At 44.8% G+C, this 23,921-nt stretch carries 17 protein-coding genes; 12 read left to right on the forward strand and 5 right to left on the reverse strand.

The annotated features are described in order from the left end of the window. Nucleotides 1-168: 168 nt before the first annotated feature. Both drt3a and drt3b read left to right on the forward strand, forming a co-directional pair. The gene (gene drt3a, locus A3773_RS07465) at nt 169-1,515 is read left to right on the forward strand and encodes an antiviral reverse transcriptase Drt3a (protein WP_067984583.1); all 1,347 of its coding nucleotides are present in this window, start codon (nt 169-171) and stop codon (nt 1,513-1,515) included. Beyond that, entirely contained in the window at nt 1,508-3,553 is a 2,046-nt protein-coding gene (drt3b, locus tag A3773_RS07470; RefSeq protein ID WP_067984584.1) for an antiviral reverse transcriptase Drt3b, read from the forward strand. Before drt3a ends, drt3b begins: the two co-directional genes overlap by 8 nt. A gap of 563 nt (nt 3,554-4,116) precedes the next feature. On the opposite strand, the gene A3773_RS07480 is transcribed toward drt3b, so the two are convergent. Both A3773_RS07480 and A3773_RS07485 read right to left on the reverse strand, forming a co-directional pair. Continuing rightward, nucleotides 4,117-5,361, reverse strand: a complete 1,245-nt coding sequence (locus tag A3773_RS07480) for an FAD-dependent oxidoreductase (RefSeq protein ID WP_082800569.1) — start codon at nt 5,359-5,361, stop codon at nt 4,117-4,119. A 58-nt stretch (nt 5,362-5,419) separates the two neighbouring features. Next, nucleotides 5,420-5,866 (reverse strand): MarR family winged helix-turn-helix transcriptional regulator, encoded by a 447-nt coding sequence (locus A3773_RS07485; RefSeq protein ID WP_067984588.1) that lies wholly within the window; start codon nt 5,864-5,866, stop codon nt 5,420-5,422. A gap of 600 nt (nt 5,867-6,466) precedes the next feature. Between A3773_RS07485 and A3773_RS07495 the strand changes: the two genes are divergently transcribed. From A3773_RS07495 to A3773_RS07530, 8 genes are all read left to right on the forward strand, one after another. Continuing rightward, the gene (locus A3773_RS07495) at nt 6,467-6,724 is read left to right on the forward strand and encodes a hypothetical protein (RefSeq protein WP_156473464.1); all 258 of its coding nucleotides are present in this window, start codon (nt 6,467-6,469) and stop codon (nt 6,722-6,724) included. A gap of 893 nt (nt 6,725-7,617) precedes the next feature. After that, on the forward strand, nt 7,618-8,601 hold the full coding sequence (locus A3773_RS07500) for a TAXI family TRAP transporter solute-binding subunit (RefSeq protein ID WP_067984593.1): 984 nt from the start codon (nt 7,618-7,620) through the stop codon (nt 8,599-8,601). Between the two features lie 161 nt (nt 8,602-8,762). Beyond that, entirely contained in the window at nt 8,763-11,390 is a 2,628-nt protein-coding gene (locus tag A3773_RS07505; RefSeq protein ID WP_067984594.1) for a TRAP transporter permease, read from the forward strand. 70 nt (nt 11,391-11,460) lie between these two features. Beyond that, the gene (locus A3773_RS07510; RefSeq protein WP_067984596.1) at nt 11,461-11,889 is read left to right on the forward strand and encodes a universal stress protein; all 429 of its coding nucleotides are present in this window, start codon (nt 11,461-11,463) and stop codon (nt 11,887-11,889) included. A gap of 660 nt (nt 11,890-12,549) precedes the next feature. Next, on the forward strand, nt 12,550-13,137 hold the full coding sequence (locus A3773_RS07515; protein ID WP_067984598.1) for a hypothetical protein: 588 nt from the start codon (nt 12,550-12,552) through the stop codon (nt 13,135-13,137). A gap of 46 nt (nt 13,138-13,183) precedes the next feature. Beyond that, nucleotides 13,184-13,561 carry a hypothetical protein gene (locus tag A3773_RS07520; RefSeq protein ID WP_067984600.1) on the forward strand — a complete coding sequence of 126 codons (378 nt, stop codon included), beginning with the start codon at nt 13,184-13,186 and terminating at the stop codon, nt 13,559-13,561. A 131-nt stretch (nt 13,562-13,692) separates the two neighbouring features. Then, nucleotides 13,693-14,007, forward strand: coding sequence for a ssr3402 family protein (locus tag A3773_RS19530; RefSeq protein WP_067984602.1), 315 nt, complete (start codon nt 13,693-13,695; stop codon nt 14,005-14,007). A 224-nt stretch (nt 14,008-14,231) separates the two neighbouring features. Beyond that, entirely contained in the window at nt 14,232-16,097 is a 1,866-nt protein-coding gene (locus A3773_RS07530; protein ID WP_082800570.1) for a sensor domain-containing diguanylate cyclase, read from the forward strand. A 73-nt stretch (nt 16,098-16,170) separates the two neighbouring features. Here A3773_RS07530 and A3773_RS07535 read toward each other — a convergent pair whose 3' ends face one another. Together A3773_RS07535 and A3773_RS07540 are read right to left on the reverse strand one after the other, a co-directional pair. Beyond that, on the reverse strand, nt 16,171-17,046 hold the full coding sequence (locus A3773_RS07535) for an MBL fold metallo-hydrolase (protein ID WP_067984603.1): 876 nt from the start codon (nt 17,044-17,046) through the stop codon (nt 16,171-16,173). A gap of 74 nt (nt 17,047-17,120) precedes the next feature. Then, nucleotides 17,121-17,558 (reverse strand): MauE/DoxX family redox-associated membrane protein, encoded by a 438-nt coding sequence (locus tag A3773_RS07540; protein WP_067984605.1) that lies wholly within the window; start codon nt 17,556-17,558, stop codon nt 17,121-17,123. Nucleotides 17,559-17,907: 349 nt separating this feature from the next. Here A3773_RS07540 and tadA point away from each other — a divergent pair, with 349 nt between their 5' ends. Beyond that, entirely contained in the window at nt 17,908-18,408 is a 501-nt protein-coding gene (gene tadA / locus A3773_RS07545; protein WP_067984606.1) for a tRNA adenosine(34) deaminase TadA, read from the forward strand. Nucleotides 18,409-18,410: 2 nt separating this feature from the next. On the opposite strand, the gene mltF is transcribed toward tadA, so the two are convergent. Continuing rightward, complete coding sequence (gene mltF / locus A3773_RS07550) at nt 18,411-19,889, reverse strand: membrane-bound lytic murein transglycosylase MltF (RefSeq protein WP_067984608.1); 1,479 nt, start codon at nt 19,887-19,889, stop codon at nt 18,411-18,413. 108 nt (nt 19,890-19,997) lie between these two features. Between mltF and purL the strand changes: the two genes are divergently transcribed. Next, nucleotides 19,998-23,900: a phosphoribosylformylglycinamidine synthase gene (purL, locus tag A3773_RS07555; protein WP_067984610.1), complete on the forward strand. Its 3,903-nt coding sequence runs from the start codon at nt 19,998-20,000 to the stop codon at nt 23,898-23,900. Nucleotides 23,901-23,921 lie beyond the last annotated feature (21 nt).

Consider the following 23,921-nt stretch of genomic DNA (forward strand, 5'->3'; position numbering starts at 1 on the left):
CAACTGGTCGCCTTTATTAACGTTAAACCAACGAAGAATCTATCGTTGGATTTGTGTCAGTATATCGATTACTGTAGCGAGAATGGTAAAGTAGTATATAAGTATAAATCTTTATATTTTAGTTCCATATTTATTTAGTGGGCTAGGGATGGAGTAAGGTGATCGATTATGGAACAGTCTTTTTCAGTTAAAAACTTCCGGAGTATTTATGATCTTGATCTGAAAAATCGAGGAGATTTAGAGCGTGAATACTTCGAAAAAGCATATGCAGAAAGACTGAAAATTAGAGTTTTAAAAAAGTTTAAGTATCGGATTCTATCCAAATTTAAAAAAGGCGTGATAACAAAAGAATCCTATGAGAAAAGGGTGGATTTGATCCGTAAGTTATTGGAGGTAAGAAAGGGTAGATACAATAGTTTTGTAAATGATGAAATTGAAAGTATTTGCAATAAGGTAAATAGGAAGGGGTATAATCTCCCATTATCAAAGCTTCCCGATCAGATTTCTGGTAAAGATGTATTTACAATTGGGAAAAGCGTGGAGAGTGTATTTGTTACAAGGCATTTACATAACATAATAAGAAGTACTTATAATATAAAGCAATCGCATCGTGACTTAATCGTTAGCAGAGTTAAAAGTATTTGTTTGGATAAAAGTCCTAAATATATTGTTAAAGCTGACGTAAAAGATTTTTACGAAAGCATTGAGCATGAACTAATTATAAAAAAGCTGCACGCATCTACGAAGCTGTCTGTATTGCCTAAGAGAATACTTACCCAACTTCTTAGATCATATGCTAAATTGGTGGGGTGTGATAAAGGGCTTCCAAGAGGTGTTGGTTTGAGCGCCTATTTATCAGAAGTATATATGAAAGACTTGGATGAAGAGCTGGTGAACAATTCAGATTTAACTTTTTATTCTCGCTACGTTGATGATTTGATATTGATATACTCTCCAGATGTTATAAAGGATAAATCTCATTATCTTCAAGTTGTAGATGAAGCTGTCGGTAGGAAGAAATTAAAATTAAACAATAAAACAAAAGAAATTGATCTGACAGTGGATAAAGCTCAAGAGTTTGAATATCTGGGGTATAGGTTTTTATTGAAAGGTAAAGATATAGCAATCCGGATTAGCAGTAAAAGGGTTGATAAATACAAAGACCGTATCAATCAGGCTTTCGATAACTATTTTAAAAAGTGCAAATATAATCCTGATAAAAAAGCTGACCTTCTAATAGATAAAATTCGGTTTTTGACTGGAAATACTCGGCTTTTGCATGCCAAAAGCAAAGCGTTTACTGGCGTCTATTTTAATAACATGTATATAAATGACATTAGTGATCTGGAAGAGATTGATAAGTACCTGAGAAATAAGTTGCTAGCAATAACAGATCAGAGATTACATAGGCGCCTAAATAAATTTTCTTTTGTTGAAGGATTTGAAAATAAAGTATTCAGAAGTTTTACTACTGCTGACTTGAAAAATATAACTAGAGGATGGAAGGATGCCTAAGAAAACATTATCGATCAATTTCCCAATTGAGAGAGTAGTCCTTTCAGACCTGCTTCCATATGAGGTTCCAATAACATTTTCGAATAGGCATTTTTATAATTTTATAGTCGACAATAAAATAGAATGCTTGGGAGATTATTTTTTTTGGAGGAGGAAGGATGACGCATTCGATAGATTAGTAATGCTCTTGTTGGGCGTTCCTAGCAAAAAGGAAGTTAAGATAATTGAGGAAGAAGGGCAGAAATACAGCAAGGTTAAATTTAAAGAAAATAAAGCAGCTACATTTACTGTTCCATTTGTATTCGGAATCTCACATAAAAAAGATCAGTACAGACATCTCTCTTTAATTCATCCAAGATCTCAAGTTATTGCTGTAGAATTTTATAAAAATAATAAAGACCTAATAACTTACTATTGCGATAAAAGCCAGTTTAGTCTCAGGTCGGCGAAGCGAGTTGCTGGTTGTACATATGTAGATAAGAAGTCACTTATTGAGCAGTTTGATACTGATGGTGAAGTAATAGAGGTTGAAGGTGAGAATTACGAAAATTTGAAATCGTTTTTTGTATACGATAAATATAGCAGTATCTTTAATTTTTACGAATCTGATGAATATCATGATTGCGAGGGAAGGTATAGTTTTTTATCAAAGCTTGATATCTCGAATTGTTTTGATTCCATTTATACCCACTCGATAGCTTGGGCTGTATACAGTAAAGAATATGCCAAAAATAATCTTAGTCAAACTAAATCAACTTTTCCAAATGTTTTTGATAGTTTGATGCAGCAGCTTAACTATAATGAGACAAATGGAATTGTAATTGGTCCTGAATTGTCTAGAATATTTGCCGAAATTATACTTCAAGCTATTGATAATGATATTGTCTCAGACTTGGAGGGAAAGAGAGTTTTATTTGGGTTTGACTACCATGTATTTAGGTATGTTGATGACTTCTTTGTTTTTTATAATGACCAAGAGGTTTTCTCTAAAATAAAGTCTTCAATTAGTCTTTGTTTGACAAAATACAAGCTTAACCTGAATAAAAGTAAAGAGTACTTTTTTGATAGGCCTGTGATAACGCCTATCACAATAGCAAAAAAGAAAATTGCTGATCTTTTGTCAGATAAGCTGAAATATAATATAGAATATGTAGAGGGAACTAAGGAAATTGAGAAAGCTAGTTTGTATTTCAGAAAGTCAAGTTTAATTACAGACTTTAAATCTATCCTCCATACGTCAGATGTTTCATATGGGGATATACTCAACTACACTCTTTCTATATTAGAGAAAAAAGTAAGAAAGATATTGCTTGTTTATACTAAGGTTCCTGAAGGTGAGAATGTTGATAAACAACTTGTAAGTGCGCTAGTTAGTTTAATTGAATTTTCATTCTTCATATATTCAATGTCTCCAAAAGTTAATGGAACCATTAAGCTCTGTAGGATTATGCAGCAGATTATTCTGTTTGTTAATGATCGCACTCTGGGGATTGAATACCGTGATGTAATATTCCGTTCTATATTTAATGGCTCTTGTTCTGTATTGGAAGACATAAAGGTAGGAAATGAAACTCCAGTTGAGACATTGTACTTGCTTGTTTTAATGCGTCAGCTAGGTAAGTTCTATTGGCTTGATGAATTTTCCTTGTGCAAATATTTTGGGATTGTAAAAAGATCTGAGGGCATTAATGTTGAAAAAGATTTAAACTACTTTTCTATTATTGTTTTGCTGTTTTATATAGAGAACAAAAAACGGTATGATTTTTTAAAAGAGCCAATTGAAGAATACGTTTTGCAAAAATATGCACAAAAAAATTCGATAATAAACATTGATAGTGAAATCACACATATGACTCTTGATTTGATTGCGTGTCCATATGTGAGTAATAAACTCAAAGATGAAATTTTAGAAAAAAGTGATGTCCCTAAGGCGTGTCGAAAAAAAGTTATCAGCTATTGCTCGACTTGGTTCACTAAGTGGTCAGGGTACAATTTCGCTAAAGAGCTAGACGCTAAAGTGAGCCAAGATGTATACTGAAAAGAGCGCATCGTGCGACTTAATGGCTGTTTGCAGCTCACACACCAGCGCGCATGGGTAGACATTGTCCTACGCATGGAGATGTATGCCTGAGCGGTCCGCATGAGCCGCTCGGTCTCGGCAGTTCTACCAGACGTGAGGCGAAAGCTAAGTCGCATGGAGGGTGGGGCTGCCTAGGCTCTCTTATATAACCTTTGCTTGTATGACACATAGTTCAGATAAACCTTCCCTCCCTGATTTTGGCTCTGATAGAAAAGAAGCTAAGGTGCGCATGCTAACCCCTGAAGAGATCGTTCAGTTACGGCAGGACATGGCCGAATCCTCAGCTTGGGCCAGGGCAGAACTCAAACGCCGACGAGTAGCAAAAAATCAAAAAAATTCTGAGCATGGTATAGATGATGGTATCGAGAAAGGTTGCTCTTCTAACTAGCTGTTATTTCTATGTATTTTCTTCTAATTGATATTCGAGTGGGAATAATCGCTCTTGCGATTAGTCTTATGAGGTTGTAGTTAAGCCCACGCTAACGTGGGCTTTTTTGTGCGCGGCGTTTCAAGTTATTGGTTCAGCCTTGGCAGGCTAATGGGGTGGGTGTGGTAGAGGCTTGTGCCGCAGCGGTCATGCAGGGGGTGCCAAGGGCGGAAACGACCGAGAGAACCTGCTTGTACCCAGTCCTTAATAGGAAGGTAGGGGCGCGACCATAGCTCTTGATGCCTAAGATAAATACGCCGGGTTCCGGATGGGATAGTTCGCTTAAACCATGTTCAGGGACTGATCCGCAGCTGTGCTTATTTGGGTCGATCAGTGGTGCCAGCCGCGTAGGGCTTTGAGTTGCCGGGTCAAGGGAGATACGCAGTTCCGCTAGGAGGCTAAGGTCGGGGCGGAAGCCGGTTGCAGCGATAATACGATCCACTGGCGGCAATGTGCGTGAACCACTGTGTACAATCAGTTTACCCGCTTTATGTTCGATCTTATCGATTTCAAGTTCAGTGAATACCTCAATGCGCCCCTGCTCAAGGAGTTCTTGAATTCGCAGTTCAAGGCATCGGCGCTCTTGCAGTTCATCATTTTCGGGTGACCGAGCGACATTGGCTACTGATGCATTTCTTACCCCCCACAGAACACGCATCGTTTTATGTTCATCGGCGAGTCGAACTAAATCTTGCAGTGCGTTAAAAGCTGAATGGCCGCCACCCACAACTAATACAGTTCTGTTTTTATACTGCTCCCGTGCAGAGCCGAGAATATTGGGAACACCGTAAGCAATAGCCTCTTTCGCTTCATTTTCGCCCAAGGCTGGAATGCCGTGGCTACCTAGCCAGTTAGGTGTTTGATAGGTGCCTGATGCATCGATAACGGCCTGCACGATTATATCTTGCTCACCCTCAAGGTTGGATACTCGCAACACGAACGGTGCTTGATCACGACCTTCAGTACGTAAGAGGTCGTGTTTGAGTCGGCTGACAGACTTAACGTGCGTATTTAACTGTAGGTGCGGGGCGATTTTAGGATGAGATGCTAAGGGGGTTATATATCGCTCAAGCAGCTCATGTCCGGTAGGGAACTCATTTGCAGCGGGCTCATTCCAATCCGTTTCTTTAAGCAGCTCTACAGCAGCAGGGTCTAGATTGTATGCCCATGGTGAAAACATACGTACATGGCCCCAGCGAGCAATATTAGCGCCTGCTTGGCTTTCCGCTTCAAAAAGGATGGGGGTATAGCCTTGCTTCAGTAATTGAACCGCTGCGCTTAATCCTATAGGGCCCGCGCCAATAACGGCTACCGGTAGGTTGGTTAATTTTTTGTGCATAAGCCTCTCCTCCATGATTAATGTTGTTACTAACAACTAATAGGTTAAAAAAAGTGCGCTATGAGCCTAGGCGAGCGCGTGCAGCTTTTGTTAGCTGCCGAATAAGGGTCAATGTTCCATCAATAACGTCTGGTGACATATCTTTAATGAGTAAAGCCTCTTCCATGATTAGATCTTGATGGATGGTATGGTAGAGCGCTTCGCCCGCGGGAGTCAGGGACAGCTGGATGGCCCGCTGATCCGCTGGGTCTAACAGTTTGAGCACATACTCTTTACGCAATAGGGAATCTACAACGCGGCTGGTGGTACTCTTATCGAGATACATCTCATCAGCAAGTGCCTGAAGCCTTAAAGGGCCACGTTTTATTAACGTTTCAAGTGCATAACACTGTGCTACCGACACATCGTGAGAGCAGATGTAATCTCGGTCACGGAACTGGTGAACGCGGATGAGTTGGTTGACAGCCTCGTATAGCGCTTCAGCGCGCTCTAAATTAGCGGGCATAAAGTTAAGCCTTAAATTATTATGTTGTTAGTAACAACTATAATGGCGATATCTTCAGTTTGCAAACTTGAATGGATAGCTTCTTCACCGTGCCGCTCTCTTATTTATGCTTTTTAATCGTTGTTGTTAATGTTATCGCCGTCTTTGTTACTGTATCTCGTATGGTCGATCTTGATGTTTTACTGACAGTAATATTCAATCGATAAGTGATGTTGTCGCCAATTTTCGCTATCAAATCCAGCGGTTAAATGACCATAGAAGCCTTAAAATGTACGTAGTGTCAGAGTTCGCTTAATCCCCAGAGTAATAGGGTGCTTGGCCATAATTTGCTAAGTAGGATTGTCTAAGCGTATTGTTACGATTACTTAGCGCTTTATGAGCAGTAAAAATGATTAAAAGATCAGTTTTGACCGCTATGTTGATAGCCATTTCTCTATTCGTCAGGGCAGAGGATAGTGTTGGTGAAAAGATCCTTGCAGTAGACCAGTTATTTAAGGAAGTGCGTTACAGGGATGAACATATCAATCTAGAGGACGGGGTAACAATAGAGCAGTATGTTCAAACGCAGTTGTCGATGTGTAAAGATGGGGTGAACTCGTTATGCACGAAATTGGTTCGAAGGTGATAGGGAAATATTACAAAAACCTTGAAAGTGCGGATAAAAAGAAGCAGCGGAATGAGTTTATTCAAAACTATGATTCTTGTCTCTACATGATTAGAAGTCATGATCCAAAGAATAGGCGGGTGATAACGGCTGCCGATATCGGAAAAAGGAAAAAAAAGATGGAAGAAAGTCTGGAGCGCTATCGTAGTGGTAAAAAGGTAAAGGTAACGTTTGTAAAAAAAGAAGAGCCTTGAGTGGAAAGAGTGTCAATTAGTGTTGTTCTGACGTGATTAGGTAATAAATGCCATTAGTTTTGCAATGCTAGAACGCTACATGATTGTATGTGACCGCTAAGGATTGAATCTAATCCCTAATGGTTTCAAGTTATCGCCCTTTTGAAACAATGTGCTTGGCCCCGTGTCTGCTACATCTTATGTAGGTCAATCTGAACGATTTAATCCACTGCCAGAGTGAATGATAGTGTAGGCCCCTATTTCATGGGCATGCTGTTTTTTTAGCATCTAAGGTTTAAGGCTCCTGACGATATTTTTTGATTATCATTGCAACGCTTTTTTTGAACGACAATAATTGATCTATTTGATTGAAAGTATGCTGAGAGCGCTGCTCGGAATCGCGTTCAATAGTAGCCATTGCGCAGTGGTTTGAAGGCGTAACGGGAGATAATATTTTTCGAGCAGAAAAAACATGGGAGTAATCAATCATATTGCCATTGTATCGGAGCTAGCCCCCTTATTTTTTCTAAAAGCTAAAATAGCTTAGCAGGCAGTGAGTGTTGTTTCTGGCAAAGCGCTGTTAATTTCGGGCACTCGTCGCACCGAGTGCTATATTGATGTTAGTTGATTGATGATTTTGCGATGTGCATTTATCGGGTTGTATGGAAAATCCGTGTTGTTAATAATGTGGGGATGGCTTCTATGGACGATATGTTTGGAGGCTATATAGTGCGGCGTGCCGCTGAAGCGTTTATATTTTGATTGCGCATAAACATTATGTGCACTTGGTGGCGGTGAATAAAATGTTGGGATCGATGGGAGAAAATGACGGTAAGATTTTTTATCTTGTCCGACATAAGGTAGAAAATAGTCGGTTACACCGACCTTAAATATAACTATAAAGGATGCAAATGATGAAATTGAAGAAGTTATTTACTAACACTGTGGTTGCTGCCGGCATCGCGATTGGGGTTCAAAGTGGCGCTGCATTTGCGGCTCCGCAATCATCCTATGTGACTATCGGTACGGGGGGACAGACCGGTGTCTATTACGTGGTAGGTCAGTCCATTTGTCGTTTGGTTAATCGTGGTAACAACGATCACGGTATCAAGTGTACTGCGCCATCTACAGGTGGTTCGATTGCTAACTTAAATGCCATTCGTGCGGGTAACCAAGATATGGGTGTGGCCCAGTCTGACTGGCAGTACCATGCTTATCATGGCAGCAGTAAATTTGCTGAACAGGGTGCTAACACAGAGCTCCGCGCGGTATTCTCAGTACATCCTGAACCATTCACCGTGATTGCGCGCTCCGATGCTGGTATTAAGAGCTTTGACGATTTGAAAGGCAAGCGGGTTAATATAGGTAACCCAGGTTCCGGCCAGCGCGGCACTATGGAAGTGGTCATGAAGCGTAAAGGCTGGACCATGGATGACTTCAAACTGGCTTCAGAGTTGAAGGCGTCTGAGCAATCCCAAGCGTTGTGTGATAACAAGGTCGATGCGATTATCTACGCCGTAGGCCATCCTAATGGTTCGATTAAAGAAGCAACAACTTCATGTGATACAGTCTTGGTGCCGGTTACCGGTCCTGAAATCACGAAGTTGATCGATGATAACGCTTTTTACGCTGAGGCGATTATCCCCGGTGGCATGTATAACGGTAATGATGCCGATACGACTACTTTTGGTGTAGGTGCGACCTTCGTCTCCTCAACTAAGGCTGATCCGGAAGTGATCTATCAAGTTGTTAAGGCTGTGTTTGATAACTTTGACCGTTTCAAGCGTTTACACCCCGCCTTTGCCAATCTTGATCCTGCTAAAATGATCAAAAATGGTCTGTCTGCTCCATTACATGAAGGCGCTGTACGTTATTACAAAGAACGTGGCTGGATGTAATTAATACACTCCTGACCGGCGGCTCCGCCGCCTCTCTCGACTATCCTAGGGCACTCCTAGGATAGTCTTTTACTCAGTTCTGGCGTGACCTTTTGGGCCTTGCTGGAGCGTACTAATATTTACCGGCGGTTGACGCTGGGAGTGTTGGATCGGAGAGTATTATGACTGAACTGAATTCAAAAGAACCTACTAAACTCAGCGAAGCCGAGCTCCAAGATTTGGTGGCGTCGACGGATAGTGGTGCCCGAGACCCCGAAGGCGCTCAACGTATTTTACTGTTGGCTGCCGCACTGTTTTGGTCGCTATTTCAATTGTGGATTGCCTCGCCGCTCCCGTTTTATGATTGGCCGTTGGTCGGCAGTTTTGGTGTTTTTAACGATACTGAAGCGCGTTCGATCCATCTTGCGTTTGCCGTATTCCTTGCTTTTATGGCCTACCCCGCCTTAGGTGGCTCTCCCCGTGAGCGGGTGCCTTTACCCGATATGGTGATGGCGATAGCGGGTGCTTTTTGCGCGGGCTATCTGTTTATATTCTATGTTCAAATATCGGATCGTCCGGGTTTACCGACAACGTTAGATATCGCCGTGGCCATTGCCGGGGTGATTTTATTGCTCGAAGCCACCCGACGTGCGCTCGGACCACCATTGGTCGTCGTCGCGTCACTGTTTTTGTTTTATACCTTTGCCGGCCCTTATATGCCGGAAATCATCGCCCATAAAGGCGCGAGTTTGAAGGAAGTCGTTAATCACCAGTGGATCACTACCGAAGGTGTGTTTGGTATCGCATTGGGTGTGTCGACGAGTTTCGTGTTTCTATTTGTTTTATTTGGTGCGTTGCTGGATAAAGCCGGTGCCGGTAACTATTTCATCAAGGTTGCCTTCTCCCTGCTAGGGCATCTACGTGGCGGCCCAGCTAAAGCGGCCGTTGTTGCTTCGGGTATGACGGGGCTGATTTCAGGTTCCTCCATTGCTAATGTAGTCACCACGGGTACGTTTACTATTCCCATGATGCGTCGCGTGGGTTTCAGCGCGGAGAAAGCAGGTGCGGTGGAAGTGGCCTCATCGGTGAATGGCCAGATTATGCCGCCGGTAATGGGTGCTGCCGCGTTTTTGATGGTTGAGTATGTGGGTATCTCCTATGTGGAGGTGATCAAGCATGCTTTCCTGCCCGCATTGATCTCTTATATTGCACTGGTGTATATCGTTCACCTTGAAGCGCTTAAACAGAATATGTACGGCCTGCCACGGCGTAGTGCTGCTAAGCCTTGGATGGCGCGCTTGATGGGGCTGTTGATTGGCTTTTTTGCCACCGCTGCCGTGTCGATGGTGGTCTATTACGGTATTGGCTGGATCAAACCGTTGTTTGGTCAATACGCCAGTCTGGTGATCGGTGTCTTGTTGTTGATTGTCTATGTCTTGCTGGTGCGTTTCTCTGCAGGTTATCCCGACCTTGAATTGGATGATCCGAACTCTGATGTGGTAGAGCTACCGGAAGTTGGGCCGACCGTTAAATCGGGTTTGCATTTTATTCTGCCTGTTATCGTACTGGTTTGGTGTTTGATGGTTGAGCGTTTGTCTCCTGGACTCTCGGCATTCTGGGCGACTATGTTGATGGTCTTTATCCTGCTGACGCAAAAATCCTTGTTTGCGTTCTTTCGCAATGAAGGCGGTCTGGGACGACAGTTTAGGAAGGGCTTTAACCAGCTGATCGATGGCTTGATTGTTGGTGCGCGTAACATGATCGGCATCGGTATTGCGACGGCGACTGCCGGTATTATCGTGGGCGTGGTATCGCAGACAGGTGTAGGTTCTGTGTTGGCGGATCTAGTTGAAGTGTTGTCGATGGGCAACCTGTTGTTGATGCTAGCCTTGACGGCCGTACTTAGTTTGATTCTGGGTATGGGCTTGCCAACCACCGCCAACTATATTGTGGTGTCATCCTTGCTGGCGCCGGTGATCGTGACCTTGGGGCAAGAATCAGGTTTGATTGTGCCGCTGATTGCCGTGCATCTGTTCGTGTTCTACTTCGGCATTATGGCCGATGTAACACCGCCGGTAGGGTTAGCGTCTTTTGCAGCGGCGGCAGTGTCTGGTGGTGATCCGATCCGTACCGGGTTTGTCGCATTCTTCTATAGTTTGCGAACAGCGATTCTGCCGTTCCTGTTTATCTTCAACACAGACCTCTTATTGATCGATGTGAGCTGGTGGCAGGGCATTATCGTCTTCGTGGTGTCGACTGCAGCGATCTTGCTGTTTACCGCTGCGACCCAAGGACATTTTTTGGTGCGTAATCGGTTACACGAAACGGCGTTATTGATTCTTATTGCTTTCTCTCTATTTCGTCCCGGTTTTTGGATGGATATGGTGGCACCACCGTTCCAGACGGTAGCGGCTAGTGAGTTAATGGGTAATAGTTTGGATCTGCCAAATGGCGCTGAACTGAGGCTGCATTTGATCGGTGAGGATGATGTTGGTAATCCACGGGATTTTGTCGCGCTGTTTGAACTGGCTGACGGAGCGAACACTCAGGAACGCATAGTGAATGCGGGTCTAGAGCTGGCGGATCTTGATGGTAAGGTCGTCGTTGATATGGTTGGCTTTGGCAGTCATGCAGAGAAAGCGGGGTTGATGTTTGATCAGCAGATCGGACAGGTGGAAGTACCGAAGGGACAGCCCCCCAAGGAACTTATGTTTATCCCTGCTTTGTTATTGCTGATACCGGTCGTGCTGTTTCAGCGCCGTCGTCGACGGGCTAGCGCTGATCCGGCACCGACCTTAGCAAAATCTTAATTCAGAACCGAGGTCCCTTTTAGTAGGGCCTCGGTTTAGATAGCCATACTTTGTGGTAAAGGAAGGACTCATGTTTAAGCAAATTATTGTTCCGGTTGATATCGAAGAACCCTCTTTTTCTGATAAGGCGATTGAGCTGGCATTGCGTGAACTCGATAGTGGGGGCTGTATCCATCTAATGACTGTGATTCCTGGGTTTAACTCACCTTTGGTTGCCTCCTATTTTAAAAAATCAGCTGTTGAAAAGGCGCATGAAGCTGTCGAAAAACAGTTACAAGCACTGGCTGAAGAGAAGTTACTACCAGAGGTTAATCGAACGCTTTCGGTACATCAGGGGAATCCGGCTGAACGTATTATCAAGCATGTTAAACGCTGTAATGCAGATCTGATTATTATGACGGCGCATCACCGGGGTAAAGTCGATCACGTGTTATTAGGATCCAACTCCTCACGGGTGGTTGAGCGCGCAGGTTGCTCGGTATTGGTCTTGCGCCCTTAAGGTTAAGCTATTGTCCTATGGGATTATTTTTTCCCCATGTAATTTCATAGGTGCTAGTTGTTGTGTGCTGTCTCATTTGATTGGATGGGTTATTTTATCTATAAACCTTACTCTCGTAGCGCTATATAGGCGCTTGTTTTGGGGTTAGCTGTAAGCACTTTAAAGCGTTAATGCTAAGGGCACCTATAAAAATAAGAGCCTTGAATATACAAGAGGGGAAGAGTAATAACTGTGTCGGTTTTTGGATCATAAAAGCTCGCATAAGTTTGATATGTTCGAATGATAAAGAGCCCCTATGTAGCCGCTAAGGTTTAATTTAATCTGTTTGGGTCTTCAGCTATATTCGTGTCTGCTTCCCTTGTATGAAGGCCAATCTGATCAATCCAATACACTTTCCAAGTGAATGAGGAGTATCTCTCTCTTCATTTCATGCGCATTCAGTTTTTAATAATTTAAGATCCCTTAACGATTAAAGGGGGCGCGCTCTAATTTTATAAGGCGTTTTATTAGGTTACGGCGGCGCTATTTTATGGTTGCTATCTTTATGCTGCTAATCAATTTAACGTCTTATTTATAGATTACCCGTTTTGGCTTTGATTAAGAGAGATAAGGGGGACATGTGAATAAGCTAAATAGACGTAGGCTAGGAGACGTACAGAGATGAAATATGCGATCACACTTTTAATGGTTTGCTTGCCGAGTTTTGCTTATGCACTTAACCAAATTGAACTGATGCCGTCGGGAGAAAGCGCGCTTCAGGAAAGCATAAAGTACAGTGCGCCGTTTAAAAAAGAGTATTTTTCTGAGCTGGAAATAGGCGATAGTTTGTCTGAATCAGCAGTTATGTTGCTTGGTAAAGATCGTCCTAACTATAGAGTCACTTTTCAGCTTGAAACGAGTTTGTCGGTTAATGGGGAGGGCCCTCATCTTGACTTAACGGAGTGGGAACACTGTACCACCCAATGGCATAGCCTCAATATAATCGAGGATAATCGGGTTTTGTTGCCGAACTTTGACGAAGTGAATGTAGACTGCTTTCCTGAGGTAAGCGATGACGAAATTAAAGAGGCTGTACTCGCTCAGGGCGGAGAGGAGTGGGTAAGGGTCTTTGAAGGAGAAGGTTGGCCCGACGGTTATAGTCCGGTTGAAATTTCGCTTAGCACGGTACGTATTAAAATCGAAAAATTAATCAGCGCCCAGTGGCGTGTAGTGACGGTTATAAATATCGCTATTCCTATGGGCTGCTAACGTAGCGTACGGTCTATTCGATTGTTTTTTCTAGAGGGTGTATGTCATGAATTTTAAAATGATAACGGTAGCCTTCGTTATTTTATTGCTTCAAGGTTGTGCGGGCTCCCGCGCTAGTTACGAATCCTTAATTGAAACGAGAGGCGATGAGCCAGCTATTTATTTGTCCGTAGGCCAAACTAAAGAGGTGCTCTCCATTAGTAATGGTTTCCCCGGTTGGTGGGGGATATATCCAGCAATCGCGTCGTTTTCACCTGAGGTTGCGAGTGTGGACTGCCAAGACGTTATGGGGGGTGAAGTGTGCTACCTAACGGCGAATGAGGTGGGTGAAGCATGGTTGCAGTATGGCAATAAATTCAACATGGATATGAGTGAGTCTGAATCTCAACATAATAAAATAAGAGTCGTGGTTAGCCCTAAGTAGTGGATTTTTAGTGATAGGGTTGATGTTGGTTAGAAGATCAACGCTTTTTGGCTCTGTGATTTATTGATATGACGGAAACTAGATCTTCCCTGCGGGGGGGGTATGTATAACATTACTAGGATGTAGAAAAAATGAAGAGTATTCGCGGTATTATCAGCTTAATTCTAGTGAGTGGGGCGATCTACGCGCAGGCCGCATTGCCCCCTTCGGCTGTTAATTTGAAAGACTTGAACACGATGGTTCAATTTATAACAGAACACCCGCACGTGGCGCAGACATTAAAGCAAATTGACCTAAGATCCCTCACCATCTTTTTTGATCATGATTGCGAAGCTTATTTTGAGAGACGATCCCCGAGCTTGTTGACACGAGATATGCCTGGACCGCAGCCGGGGATAAGGTTTAAACGCAGTAACTGCCCATTGGTTGAGGGTCATAGCGAGTAATCAGCCCTGTACTTGTATAAAAATGGCACCCACTATCCGTTTGATAGGCGCGTAACCTGTTTAATATGGCAAACTAAACGCACGCACGCAGGCTAATCAGTATAAAATCAGTGCTACTCCACCAAAGAGTTTTCGTTAGTCTGCGGGTAAGATGATGCTACTAAAGCGTTATTCGTTGTTAAATTACCCATCCGAACCATAGGTTTAGGCGTTTAATTATAATCATGGGCACACCAGATTTTAGTAGTATTAATAGCCGTCGGGAGATCAGTAGTCGACGTTGTGCGGGGCTTTTCTTTGAGTATCTAGGGCAGATCGCTGTGCTCCTGTTGTTGCTATTAGCCAGTGCTCTATGTCAGGCGCAGTCGCCGGTCAATCTGTCACCTTCGATGGCAGGGCTTAGTACACGGATGCATGTTCTTTATCTTGAAGATGCAAACCGAACCTATACCTTGGCGCAGGTGCAGAGCGAACCGCTCGCCTCTCGCTTTGCGCCGTTACCTAAGGGTAAGAGTAACTTTGGTATCGTTGGCGCGGATTATTGGTTGCGTATTGACCTGAAAAACAGCAGCGAAGATGCATTGTCATGGTTTCTTGAAGTACCTCACACCAATTGGGATTTTGTCACCTTTTATATGGACGGAGCTGCGCCTCAGGTAGGCGGAGATCATGTCCCGTTTTCTGAACGTGCAATTGCCGCTGAGAGTAATTTATATCCGGTGAACACGCCTGCCGGCGCGGTGCAACGAATATGGGTTAAGCTCTCCTATGCATTGCCGGGTAAGGCGGAAACACAGCTATTATTGTGGACCCCCGATGCGTTTTTTCAACACTATGCCAAACGCTATTTTGTGATTGGTACCTTTATCGGTATTGGTCTGCTGCTGGTGTTTTCTAATTTCCTGATCGGCTACTCCACGCGGTTGCCCGAATATAAATGGTATACCTTATATATTATGGCGGCGATGATGGTCTTGCTGACTAATACGGGCCTAGGTTATCGCTATTTGTGGCAGGGGTATCATTGGTTTGCCGATTTCGCTCCGGTTCTTTTTGGCGTATTGACGTTGGTATTGGCGACTCAATTTACACGTTGTTTTTTGAACACTCGAGAGTCGTTGGTCATTGATCGGCTGCTACAAGCTCTTTTGTTGTTGGGTGGTGTTTCTGTGTTCTGCTATCTTTTAGGTGGGCGGGAATATGCACTCAAACTCGCTCTGCTCTATGCACTGTTTACGGTTTTATTTCCACTGCTTGGGATATGGCAGTATAAAAAAGGTCGAGGGGATGCGCGGTTTTATGTATTGGGCTGGAGTATCTGGAGCTTAGCTGTTTTTATTGCCGTGATGCGTAATATTGGTTTTATTCCTGCCGATTTTGTGACCAATTTTTCCCCGCCGTTGGGGTTATGTATTGAGGGGGTGCTGCTCTCGTTAGCGTTGGCGGATCGTATTAACTACCTTACTCAAGAGAAAGAGACGGTAGAGTTACAACATATTCTGCACCTACAGCAGGAGCAGATGATGCTTGAACGGCAGGTATCAGAGCGTACAGTTGAACTCGAAAAGGCGGTGAAACAGGCAGAGTTGTTGGCGCAGACAGATTCGTTGACTGGGGTGTTAAATCGTCGTGCGTTCTATGATTTTAGTGAGCGGGAAGTCAATAGAGCTCGGCGGTTTGAGACACCGTTGGCGGTGGTGATGATTGATCTGGATATGTTTAAACGGATTAATGATAGCTACGGTCATGCGACAGGAGATAAGGTCTTGATTGCCGCAATTAATACACTGCAAACGATCATTCGACATGTGGATCTGTTCGGGCGTATTGGTGGTGAAGAGTTCGCCGTGCTCCTGCCGCAGGCCCATTTGCATGAGGCAACCGAGTTAGCTGAGCGTCTCAGAGTCGCGTTGGCGGAGATGGAGGTTAAGGTTAAGGTCGATGAGCTGACCATTAAGGTCACCGCAAGTTTTGGTGTGGCGGCTGTTGATGTGGAAAATGAGTCAGTAGCCGACGCGATGCAGCGAGCCGATACGGCGCTTTATCAAGCCAAATCCAGTGGCCGTAACTGTGTCGAGCAAGCCGGTTAGCCTAGGCTGACATTAGGTGTTTTCAGTGGGAAAAAGGATCTGCGCTATACCTATTGCGCAGATCCCTTGTTAATCACTTAATGTCAGGTCTCCACCCCATGCCTGACTCTTCCATTAGGCGTTCATAAACACCTTCTACATTGAGTGGAAGCCATTGCTTAAATTGCTTGAGATCACTGTAATTTGTTAATTTTATCGTCTGCTTTATTTCATCTAAACTTTGGCCTTTATGGATACCCGTGATGACCGCGTTATACAGATCTTGCAGATAGTTAAGGTATCGCTCTACATCTGCTTTATTTCCTATGTCAGCATGTCCGCCGACGAAGGTGTCAAAATCTAGCTCAAGTACCTGTTGGGTTGAGTTGATCATCCCTTGAATGTCGTAACTCCATAGTTTTTGCCAAGGCATCCGGCCGATGACAATCCAGTCGACAACAAATAGCAATTTTTCGGGTTTAAAGAGCATGCTAATGGAGCCGCGTCCGTCATTAGGACCGTGATATCTAAGCTCAACTTTATGCCCACCTAAAGATATTGCCATTTTTTCTTTGAAGGTCATATCAGGAATAACGGTGTTAGCTTTAGTTATTCTAATATCTTGCGCGGCTAATTCATGGGCAATAAAAACGGTATCAGGATCGTCAAATACCTGTGCCCCGTAAATATGATCACTGTGGTTGTGGCTATAGATCACGTACTTAATGGGGGCATCGAAACGTTTTTTTAGCTCCGCTTTCAGCCATGTTGCCGCTTGGGTATTTAAAGGATCGGTAAGCAAGATCCCTTCGTCAGTCACTAGAAAGACTGAACGGTGCCTATCGTCTACAAATCGATAAATATCGCCCTGTATTTTCTCAATTTTATAATCACTTGCTGAGACTACCGAGCTAGCGACGGATAAAAACAGCATTAAAACGAGGGTTTTGACTGAGCTGTATGTTTTCATAATTAAGACCTAACAAAAAAATGTGTGTTAACTCAATGCCATCAGCGAATCATCAGGCGGTGAGTTTCGCCGTGCTATTTGTTTTTTCCTTGTTGAGGAAACGTGCATAAGTTATCCCACGCTCTTAACCAGTATAGTGCTAAGCACGCAGCCAGCATGGGCCAAGCCGTGAAGAAGAGTAGGTGGTTAAACGGGTCCATATATTGTTTGTAAGGTGAAAAGGTGGAGAGTGAGTGAAGAAGTAAAATGCTTCCGTAAGTCCAGCGCCGCCAAAGACCGGTTACAAAGGCGAGTATTAATAAGAGTTCTACTGCGCCAATGATATAAGACAGGTTGTTGCTCAACCAATCGATACCATAAAAGCCGTTAAGCACTTTACCTGTGTGGGCAGGGTTAACAAACTTATCGAGTGTCCACATCAACATGACGATAAACACGCCTAAACGCAGCACCAATAACGAGCGTGCTAAGGGCTTTTCTAGGGAGTCGGGGAGAGGGCTGGTGGTGCTCATCGGGCGGTGTCCTGTATGAAATGATTAGTGTATTGCCATCGCGTACCTGCACCATTTGGCATTGTGGTGATCGGCGTACAGCTCGGCATCAACCTGACATGTTTTGTCTTTTTTAGGTTGGATGGGTCAGGCTGCGGGCGCTTATTCCTTTTAGATAGAAGTAGACTGTTGGTTAGTACGAAAAGTTCAATGGAGTATTGGTTGGTCGGAGGGCGTATCAGTTACCTTTCAGGATAAAGGGGATTATCATGTGGTATTTGAGCGACGACTTGTCAGGGTGACGTGGTCGGGCCTGTGTGACTGTAAAGGCGTAGGGTTTGTCGCCGTACGCAATGGGGTGTAAACATTAATGAGTGAGCAAAAACAACAAGACCTGTTATGGATGCATGAAGCGTTAGCCTTAGCTGATCACGCAGAAAATGCAGGGGAGGTGCCCGTGGGGGCGGTCGTTGTTCTTGATGGTGAGGTTGTGGGTGAAGGTTGGAATCACCCGATTAGCGGTCATGATCCTACTGCTCATGCTGAAATTATGGCGTTAAGAGATGCGGCTGCACGGGTTGGAAACTATCGTTTAGTCGGGGCTGAGCTCTATGTGACCATTGAGCCTTGCACTATGTGTGCGGGTGCCATTGTGCACTCAAGGGTGAGCCGTGTGATCTATGGTGCAAGCGAAGAAAAGGCGGGTGTGGTTGATAGTAACTGTCAGTTATTTCAACAACCTTGGGTTAACCATCAGGTCGAGGTGACTTCCGGTGTTTTAGCGGATGCGTGCCGTCAAAAAATCAGTGCTTTTTTCCAGCGCCGCCGCGCAGAGAAAAAAGCAGCAAAGCTCGGCCAAGTAGTACGCTAGATTTATAGTGTAGGTAAAATATCCTCTACGACGGTCGTGTCATCCCAACTTGGGTGATCTGGGTTCATATCCGCTTCTTCGCTTTGGCGTTTGGCTTGACGTACTTGGACCTCCCAGCTTAAAAGTTTCATGTACTTTCTGATGTTGCTGACATAGTGCACCGGTTCATAACCACGGGCATAGCCGTAGCGTACGGTGTTGAAGTATTTCTCTTTTGTTAATAGGGGGAGATGTTGTTTTACATCGTCCCATTTGTCTGGATTTAGGCCTGCCCGGCTGGTGAGTACACGCGCGTCTTCTAAGTGGCCATAACCAATGTTGTAGCCTGCCAATGCAAACCAGGTATGGTCAGGTTGTTTTATTCGCTCAGGGATCTTGTTCATTACGCTGACGAGGTAGTGAGCGCCGCCAATAATGCTTTGTTGTGGGTCGGTACGGTCAGTAACACCCACTTCGGATGCGGCATCGTTGGTTAGCATCATGATGCCTTTTACGCCGGTGGGCGAAACCGCATCTGGATTCCAGTGGGACTCTTGATAGGCAATCGCAGCCAGCAGTTGCCAGTCAATATCGGTTTCTTGTTCGGCCATATAAAAATACTGTTCGATCTTTGGGAATCGCTCTTCCATATCCTCTTTAAAGGAGGCTGTGTCGTAGAAGTTGAGTGGATTGAAGCGATTAAAGTATTTCTTTTTTAGTTTTTTAATTAATTTTTGGGTGGATTCAAGCGCCATAAAACGATCGACGGAGCTCTTTAGGCTGCGGTCACTATGGGGGTTGAGTATCCATGCCAAATCTTGTGGTTCATTCAAGTCAAAGGCTTTTTGTAGGCCGGGGAAAAAGGATTTTTGCGCATCAAAAGTGATGCTATCAACGACGGTATAGTCGATCTCTTTATTGTGTAGTTTCTCAAGTAACTCAACGGCCGAGTGTTCGCTGCTCTCTTTCCATTTGAGTGTAGGGTGTGTTGTTTGTAATCGTGCGAGAAGTTCTGCGTGACTGCTATTTGCCAGCACTAAGATTGTCTTATCTTTGGCAACTAAGTCGTTTAAATCTTTGGGAGCCTTGACCCCTTTTGTTGTACGGTAAACCACGGCGGCCGTGGTCGTGAGAAAGGGCGCTGAGAACTCGAAGGCTTTTTCCCTGTCATCAGTAACGGTGAGCATCGCGCCGGCAATGTGGCCATTCCGTGCTTTCATGGTTGAAAATATACCGCTAAAGCTTTCCGGTAGAACCAGTTCGAGCTTGATGCCTAAATGTTCGGCATAGGCTTTCGCTAAGTCATATTCGAAACCAGCGGGTTCCCCTTTTTCAATGAAATAGGTGCTAGGGGAGTTGCGAGTAACCATTTTCAGGCTGCCCGACTCGATGATGGCGCCGAGCTGAGTTTTGCTATTCCAGCTTAAAAGTACCGGAATGCAGAACATTAAAAAAATGACCAGCGCCTGTATGGCATCTTTTTTACGACTAATATCAAACATACTGCTGCTTTTCTGGTATCCAGCGAACTGTTTCTGTAAAATTCACAGCCTATCATTCTCCTGTAACTACTGCCTAACGTAGGCAGCTATCAAGAGGCTCTATTAGAGATGCTGGCACTGCGCGGAGCACCTGCTCTTTCTGCTTTTCGTCATGAAAAGTTACTATCTGGTATTCAGTCAAAGGTTCCTGCCGTTACTGGCTTGTATGCTGAATTTATGCATTTTTCCGATCAGTCACAAGCATTATCGGAAAATCAGCAACAAGTACTTGAACGTATTTTGCGTTATGGGCCTAAAGCAGAGGCTCAAGAACCTTCTGGTCAGCTGTTCCTAGTAGTGCCTCGGCCAGGCACCATATCGCCTTGGTCATCGAAGGCAACTGATATAGCACATAACTGCGGTCTTGCCTCGATTAAACGTTTAGAACGCGGTATTGCGTATTATGTGAATGCCTCTTCAGCGCTCTCTGCATCCGATGTTGATGCCGTTAAAGCTGTATTATATGACCGCATGGTTGAAACAGTATTATCAAGTATAGATGATGCGGCCGCTTTGTTTATAGAAGAATCGCCTAAGCCTTTAACGACGGTCGATATTTTGTCCGGTGGTTGTGACGCTTTGGTTACTGCGAACGTCGAACTGGGTTTGGCATTGGCTGATGATGAAATTGATTACTTAGTTGATAGTTTTATCGAGCTAAAACGTAATCCAACCGATGTGGAGCTGATGATGTTTGCGCAAGCAAACTCAGAGCATTGTCGTCATAAGATCTTTAATGCGTCATGGGATATTGATGGCGAAGCTCAGGATAAATCGTTGTTTGCGATGATCCGTAACACGAATGAGCTAGGCGGCGAGAATGTATTGTCCGCGTATAAAGATAATGCGGCGGTTATGGCAGGGAGTAAGGCAGGTCGTTTCTTCCCGAAACCTGAAGGTAAAGAATATAGCTACAATCAGGAAGATATTCAGATCCTGATGAAAGTGGAAACACATAACCATCCTACAGCGATTGCGCCCCATTCAGGCGCCGCGACAGGGTCGGGTGGTGAGATTCGAGATGAAGGTGCGACGGGTAAAGGTTCTAAGCCTAAAGCGGGTTTAACCGGCTTCACGGTTTCCGATCTTAATATTCCCGGTTTTGAACAACCTTGGGAATCTAAATACGGCAAACCTGACCGTATTGTTACACCGCTCGATATTATGTTGGAAGGTCCGATTGGTGGTGCGGCGTTTAATAACGAGTTTGGTCGTCCAGCCTTAACGGGTTACTTCCGTACGTTTGAGCAAAAAGTAAATGGTGCGGCGGGCGAAGAGGTTCGCGGTTATCACAAGCCTATTATGATAGCGGGTGGCTTAGGTAATATCCGCGATAGTCATGTGGAAAAAGGCGAGATTCCTGTTGGCGCAAAGCTTATCTGTTTAGGCGGTCCTGCCATGCAGATCGGTTTAGGGGGCGGTGCTGCGTCGTCTATGTCTTCAGGTACCTCCTCTGCCGATTTAGACTTTGCTTCAGTACAGCGTGATAACCCAGAGTTAGAACGTCGTTGCCAAGAGGTCATCGACCAGTGCTGGCAGCAAGGCGATGACAACCCTATCGCGTTTATCCATGATGTTGGGGCGGGTGGTTTGTCTAACGCGTTCCCTGAACTTGTAAAAGATGGTGAGCGTGGCGGTAACTTTGAGTTACGTAATGTTAATAATGATGAACCGGGTATGTCGCCATTGGCGATCTGGTGTAACGAAGCGCAAGAACGCTATGTTATGGCGGTTGCGCCAGAAAACTTAGCGCGTTTTGAAGCGATCTGTAAACGTGAGCGTTGCCCTTATGCAGTTGTGGGTGAAGCAACCGAAGAGATGCACCTGACCTTAGGTGATACGCATTTCGAAAATAAACCGGTTGATCTACCGATGAGTGTTCTTTTTGGTAAAGCGCCAAAAATGCATCGCTCTGTCGAGCGTATTACATATCAAGTGCCTGATTTTGATACAAGCGCCATCGATCTAAAAGAAGCGGCAGAACGTGTTATGAAGCTGCCTTCAGTCGCGTCTAAGTCCTTTTTAATCACCATCGGCGATCGTTCCATCACCGGGCAAGTTGCACGGGATCAAATGGTCGGCCCATGGCAGGTGCCTGTTGCGGATTGCGCGGTTACAACCGCCTCTTTTGATACTTATGCTGGTGAAGCTATGGCGATGGGTGAGCGTACGCCGCTTGCGCTTGTTGATTCACCGGCGTCAGGGCGTATGTCTATTGGTGAAACGGTTACCAATATGGCGGCTGCACGTATTGGCGAGATAAAAGATATTAAGCTATCGGCCAACTGGATGTGTGCCGCAGGCCATCCGGGCGAAGATGAAAAACTTTACGATACGGTAAAAGCCGTTGGCATGGAGTTATGTCCAGCACTAGGTATGACGATTCCTGTCGGCAAAGATTCTATGTCTATGCGTACCGTATGGAATGATGAGGGCGAAGATAAGTCCGTGACGGCGCCGATGTCATTGGTGATTACCGGTTTTGCGCCAGTGCTTGATGCACGTAAAACGCTCACACCGCAGCTACGCACGGATAAAGGTGAAACGGATCTGATTCTGCTTGATTTAGGTGTGGGCCAGAACCGTATTGGTTTGTCTGCCTTGGCTCAAGTTTATAATGAAGTGGGTCAAAACGTCCCTGATGTTGATCAGCCTGAGCTGCTGGTTGCATTTTTCGCGGCCATTCAAGAGTTGAATGAGCAGGGCTTATTGCTGGCTTACCATGATCGCTCGGATGGTGGTTTATTTACCACGGTTGCTGAGATGGCATTTGCTGGACATGCGGGTGTTGATATTAATCTAGATATGCTGGCGGCTGATAAAAGTGAGCTGGCGGCTGCACTCTTTTCTGAAGAGTTGGGTGCGGTTATTCAGGTTAAGCGTGACGATCTAGGTACCGTGTTAACTGAATTGAATGCGGCGGGTCTAGGCGATGTAACCCAAGTGATCGGTTCTCTTAATTTAGATGATGAGTTGCGTTTCCATTTTGATGAGGAAGAGGTCTACGCCGAAAGCCGGACGCAGTTGCAGCGTTGGTGGGCAGAAACCTCTTATCAGATTCAATCGCTGCGTGATAACTCCGCGTGTGCGCAACAAGAGTTTGATAGCATTAATGATAAAGAGAACCCAGGACTTCACAGCGCATTAACCTTTGATCAAAACGAAGATGTTGCTGCACCGTTTATTAGTACGGGAGTTCGCCCGCAGGTTGCCATTGTTCGAGAGCAGGGCGTAAACGGCCAAATCGAGATGGCTGCTGCGTTTGATCGCGCAGGCTTTGCCGCTATCGATGTGCATATGAGCGATATCCTTTCGGGTCGGGTTGAGCTTGATCAGTTTAAAGGGCTTGTTGCTTGTGGTGGTTTCTCATATGGGGATGTATTAGGCGCGGGTGAAGGTTGGGCGAAATCTATTTTGTTCAACGCACGTGCACGTGATCAGTTCCAGTCCTTCTTTGCCCGTACAGATACCTTTGCGTTAGGTATCTGTAATGGTTGTCAGATGTTATCTAACCTGCATGAACTGATTCCTGGCGCTGATTTGTGGCCTCACTTTGTACGTAACGTTTCAGAGCAGTTTGAAGCGCGTGTAGCTATGGTTGAGGTGCAAGAGTCGAACTCTATCTTCTTGCAGGGCATGGCGGGGTCTCGTATGCCTATCGCAATCGCTCATGGGGAAGGGCGTGCTGAGTTTGAGGACGCTACTCATCTGGCTAATCTACAGGGCGCAAATGCGGTTGCATTACGTTATGTGGATAACTATGGGCAGCAGACTGAAGCTTATCCTGCTAACCCTAATGGCTCTCCTGCAGGGATTACCGGTGTAACGAATAGCGATGGTCGTGTCACTATCATGATGCCGCACCCTGAACGTGTGTACCGAGCTGTGACAAACAGTTGGGCACCGGATGAGTGGGCTGATGATGGGGCGTGGATGCGTATGTTCCGAAATGCGCGGGTATGGGTTGGTTAAACCTATAGTCATCGCATCACT

Origin of the sequence: Neptuniibacter pectenicola, from assembly GCF_001597735.1 — a bacterium.
Taxonomy (GTDB): Bacteria; Pseudomonadota; Gammaproteobacteria; order Pseudomonadales; family Balneatricaceae; genus Neptuniibacter; species Neptuniibacter pectenicola.